This window comes from Actinosynnema sp. (assembly GCF_052038725.1).
This window is the reverse complement of the sequence record NZ_JBQGCX010001425.1, coordinates 1-4,849: the sequence shown is the minus strand read 5'-3', so window position 1 is coordinate 4,849 and position 4,849 is coordinate 1. Positions and strand designations below refer to the sequence as shown.

Annotated in this window: 3 protein-coding genes and 1 pseudogene; 2 read left to right on the top strand and 2 right to left on the bottom strand. The window is 73.4% G+C overall.

Annotated features, from left to right (window positions below; genetic code table 11):
• Window positions 1-589: pseudogene (locus tag ACTUAL_RS30090) on the bottom strand (hypothetical protein); the annotation flags it as partial.
• 175 nt (window positions 590-764) lie between these two features.
• Between ACTUAL_RS30090 and ACTUAL_RS30085 the strand changes: the two are divergent.
• Together ACTUAL_RS30085 and ACTUAL_RS30080 are read left to right on the top strand one after the other, a co-directional pair.
• Window positions 765-1,535 (top strand): deoxyribonuclease IV, encoded by a 771-nt coding sequence (locus ACTUAL_RS30085; protein WP_096498145.1) that lies wholly within the window; start codon window positions 765-767, stop codon window positions 1,533-1,535.
• Entirely contained in the window at window positions 1,532-2,929 is a 1,398-nt protein-coding gene (locus ACTUAL_RS30080; RefSeq protein WP_440902604.1) for a glycosyltransferase family 87 protein, read from the top strand. Before ACTUAL_RS30085 ends, ACTUAL_RS30080 begins: the two co-directional genes overlap by 4 nt.
• A 76-nt stretch (window positions 2,930-3,005) precedes the next feature.
• Here the strand turns inward: ACTUAL_RS30080 and ACTUAL_RS30075 are convergent, their stop codons facing one another.
• Window positions 3,006-4,565: a glycosyltransferase family 87 protein gene (locus tag ACTUAL_RS30075; protein WP_440902603.1), complete on the bottom strand. Its 1,560-nt coding sequence runs from the start codon at window positions 4,563-4,565 to the stop codon at window positions 3,006-3,008.
• Between the last annotated feature and the right edge of the window lie 284 nt (window positions 4,566-4,849).

The window sequence follows — 4,849 nt, the reverse complement described above, 5'->3', positions numbered from 1 at the left end:
GCGGCGCGGGCGGCGCCGGTTGCTGCGGCGCCGGTTGCTGGGGCGCGGGCTGCCGGGGCGCGGTCGGCAGCACCTGCCCGACGAGCGCCTCGGACGCGTCCGCCACCCCGCCCACGCCCTCCCGCACGGGCGCCACGACGGCGTCGACCCCGATCGCGGTCACCGAGCACAGCCCGCCCAGCACCTGCCCGACCCCGCCGGTCACGGTGGTCAGCACGGGCCCGAGCAGCGGCAGCCTCCCCAGCTCCCCGTTGACCCGCGCGGCGATCTGCCCGCCGGTGACCACGCCCTCCCCGGTGGGGATCGCGCCGATCGGGATCGGCGGCAGCGCGGCGAACGCGGCCCGGAACGGCTCCGCCAGCCCCGGACCCAGCAGCGGGACCGCCCTGACCAGGTCGGTGACCGGCGCGAGCACGGCGGAGGTGCTCAGCGCGAGCGGCGTCCCCGGCTCGCCCCGCACGGTCGTCCGGCACTCCCCCAGCACCACGGGTTCGGCAGCCGCCGCCGTCCCCGCGCCCAGCCAGGCGGTCGTCCCGACCACGGCGAGCGCGGCTCCCGCGCGTGCTGAGCGGGTGCTTCGGGTGCGCATCCTTGCCTCCCGGTGCCGGGCCGCCGGGCCGGTCCGCGCGCGCTCGGCGACGCACTTCCTACTTGCTGGTAACGAGCGTAGGCCCGCGCGACGGCGCCCGCCGCTCGGCGATCGGGTGCTCCTCGTCGTGGCGCTGCCGACCGGACCCGGCCCCGGCACGGCTACCCTGCACCTCATGCGCATCGGGGCTCACGTCCGAGACGACGATCCGCTCGCCGCCGCCGCCGAGCGCGGGGCCGAGGTGGTCCAGTTCTTCCTCAGCGACCCGCAGAGCTGGAAGGCCCCTGGGGAGCACCAGCACGCGCGGGCGCTCAGGGAGTCCGAGCTCGACGTCTTCGTGCACGCCCCGTACCTGATCAACGTGGCCTCGCTGAACAACCGCGTCCGCATCCCGTCCCGCAAGGCGGTGGTGCAGCACGCGGCGCGCGCGGCCGAGGTCGGCGCGCTGGGGCTGATCGTGCACGGCGGGCACGTCACCAAGGACGACGACCCGGACGACGGCATCGCCAACTGGCGCAAGCTGTTCGAGCGGCAGGTCGACGACGGCGGCTTCGGGGTGCCGATCCTGATCGAGAACACGGCGGGCGGCGACAACGCCATGGCCCGCTCGTTCGACCGCCTCGGCAGGCTGTGGGACGCGGTGGGCGAGTTCGGCGCCGGGTTCTGCCTGGACACCTGCCACGCGTTCGCCGCCGGTGAGGACCTGGTCGGCGTCGTGGAGCGGGTCAAGGCGCTCACCGGCCGGATCGACCTGGTGCACCTGAACAACTCCCGCGACGAGTTCGGCTCGTCCAGGGACCGGCACGCGAACGTCGAATCGGGCAAGATCGACCCCGAGCAGCTCGTCGCGGTGTGCGCCTCGGCGGGCGCGCCGGTCCTGGTGGAGACGCCCGGTGACGGCCAGGCGGCCGACATCGCCTACCTCCGCGAGCACCTGGCCCGATGAGCACGACACGGGAGGCGGTGGCCCCGCTGGTGGACGCCGGTACGCGCACCCGGCGGTTCGGCCGCGCGGCGCTGGCCGCGCTGGTCCTCCTGTGCGGGTTGACCCTGCTCGCGGGGTTCGCCAACAAGGACCGCTGCACCGGCCCCGAGTTCGACCAGTGGGGGCGGACCCAGCCGGACTACGACGTGCGCAACAAGGAAGAGGTCTGCTACTCCGACATCCAGCACCTCTGGATCGGGCGCGACGTCGACCGGCACGTCTTCCCCTACGTGCACGGCAGCATCACCCCCAAGGGCGTCCTGGTCGGCGGGGTGGTCGAGTACCCGGTGCTGACCGGCCTGCTGATCTGGGGCGGCGCGATCTTCGCGCACAACGACGCCGAGTTCCTGCTGTTCTCCGCGCTGCTGATGGCCCCGTTCGGGCTGGCCACCGGCTGGCTGCTGGGCAAGCTGGCCCGCTGGCGCGCGCTGCTGTGGGCGGTCGGCCCGCCGCTCGTGCTGTACGCGTACCACAACTGGGACCTGCCGGTGGTGTTCTGCGCGGTCGCGGCGGCGTACGTGGTGCAGCGCGGCTGGGGGCGCAGGGGCGCGGACCGGCCGCTGCTGGACCGGGCGCTGGTCGCGTCCGTGCTGCTGGGGCTCGGGTTCGCGTTCAAGATCTACCCGGCGATCTTCGTGCTGCCGCTGGCGCTGCACGTGCTGACCGCGCAGCGCGGCCGGTACGACGTGGCAGGCGCGGTGAAGGTGGCGCTCGCGTCGATCGTGACGGTCGTGGTGGTGAACCTGCCGTTCGCGGTCTTCGGCCTGGAGGGCTGGAAGGCGTCGTTCGCGTTCCAGGGGATGCGGCGGGTGGACATCACCACCAACTCCGTCTGGTACTGGTCGATGCGCCCGTTCATGAGCGACGACGCGATGCAGGCGATCGTCGGGGTGCTGTCGCCGATGACGATGCTGATCTCGTTCGGCCTGGCCTGCTGGATCGGCTGGCTGCGCTGGACCCGCGAGGGCGTCTACCCGTGGATCCCGGTCTCGGCGGCGATGCTGTGCGGGTTCCTGCTGCTGCACAAGGTGCACTCGCCGCAGTACACGCTGTGGCTGGTGCCGATGCTGGTGCTCATGCGGGTGCCGCTGACCTGGACGTTCGCCTACTTCGCCGCGGACCTGGCGATGGGCATCGGGATCTTCCGCTGGTACTACGCCATCGAGCAGGGGCAGCCGTCGGGCATCTACGACGGGTTCTCCGCGCAGGCCGTGGTGATCGGCGTGTGGGGCCGGGCCGCGCTGCTGGTCGCGCTGTTCTACCTGTTCCTCAAGTCGGACGTGGTGCCGTCCGCCCGCGAGCGGGTCGCCGACCACCTCGCGCCGTCGCCACCGCCGTCGCCCGCGAAGGCCTGACGGTCCCGACAACGGCGAAGGCGCCCTCCCGCAGCGGGGAGGGCGCCTTCGCCGTTGTCGCGCCGGAGCGCGCCGCTCAGGCGGGCGTGGCCGTCCGGTCGGCGGGCCGCAGCCGCAGCACCCTGCGGTCGGGGGCGCCGTCGAGCACGCCGCCCGCCGGGTCGTCGTCGCCGGAGACCCGCACCAGGTCCAGCGAGGGCTTGTAGACCTCCCGCAGCACCACCGCGCACAGCAGCAGCACCGCCGCGTCCCGCAGCAGCACCGCGCCGAGGAACCAGTCGATCGGCAGGCCCTTGTTCTCCTCGCCGAGGTAGAAGAACATCCGGGGCACCCACACCAGCGCGTCCACGGTCATCCAGGCCAGCAGCAGCTTCCACCTCGGCACCGCCAGCACGGCCAGCGGCACCAGCCACAGCGAGTACTGCGGGCTCCACACCTTGTTGGTCAGCAGGAACGCCGCCACCACCAGGAAGCACAGCTGGGCCAGCCGGGGCCTGGTCGGCGCGGACAGCGCCACCACCGCGATCCCCGCGCAGCACAGCAGGAACAGCGCGGCGGTGACCGCGTTCAGCACGGCGGGCGGCTCGCGGAAGCCGAGACCGGGGTCGAACCCGGTCCAGCCGGTCCACTGCACCAGCACGTTGTAGATCGTGTCCGGGTCCACGCCCCGGATGGTGTTGAGCCGGAAGAACTCGCCCCAGCCCTCCGGGTAGGCCAGCCGGATCGGCAGGTTCACCGCCAGCCACGCCAGCGCGGCGGCCAGCACGGCGTTCAGCGCCTCGCGCACCTTCCCCGACCTGAAGCACAGCAGCACCAGCGGTCCGAGCAGGAACAGCGGGTACAGCTTGGCGGCGGCGCCGAGGCCGATCAGCACGCCCGCCAGGACCGGTTTGCTGCGGGCCCAGGCGAGCATCCCGGCGGTGGCGAACGCGGTGGCCAGCGTGTCGAAGTTGGTGAACGCGTGCACCAGCACCAGCGGCGAGACGGCGACCAGCGCCGCGTCCCACGGCCTGCGGCGGGCGATCCGCAGCGTCGCCCACGCGGTGACCAGCCAGGCCAGCCCCAGCCACAGCGCGGTGAAGTCGAAGTACACGATGACGGTCATCGGCGAGGGCAGCAGGCCGGTGCTCTCCGCGATCGCGGTCCAGCCCTGCGCCATGCGCGCGTTGACCCACTGGAACAGGCCGGTCAGCACCGGGTACTCCATGTACCGGATGTGCTCGGTCGGCTTGCCCTGGTCGTCGAACCAGTGCGTCTTGTAGGGGAACATGCCCGGCTGGTCGAGCCGCTCCGCCGTGTACAGCGGGATGGTGTCCGAGTAGCACATGGCGGTGTACTGCTTGCCGCCCCGCCAGTCGAGCTGCACGACCCCGTTGGAGTCCACGTACTGCTGGATGCAGGGGGACTTCTGCAGGAACGCCAGCGACAGCGTCACCAGGGTCAGCAGCAGCACCACCCGCAGCGGCGTCCAGAACCACTGCCTGCCCAGCGAGGCGTGCCTGCCCGCCGGCCCGCCGAACGGCCTGCTCAAGCCTCTGGCTAGCGACTCCGTCCACGTCGGGTGCACCCGTTCCTCGGGTGTGAGCGAGTCGGTGTCTTCGGCTGACGCCTGGGAGTGCTGCGAAGGACTGGCCACCCGCCGGATGCTACGGGTAGCTCTGCGCGACGGACAGCAACCCCGCAGCGCGGGTCCGGGCGGTCCCGGAAAGCGCGAGGGGGGGGGGGGCGCCCCGGGGGGGGGGGGGGCGCCCCGGGCGCGGGGGGGGGGGGCGCCCCCCCGCCCGGGTGGGGGGGGGCCCCCCCCCCCCGGGGGGGCCCCCGCCCCTCGCGCTTTCCGGGACCGCCCGGACCCGCGCTGCGGGGTTGCTGTCCGTCGCGCAGAGCTACCCGTAGCATCCGGCGGGTGGCCAGTCCTTCGCA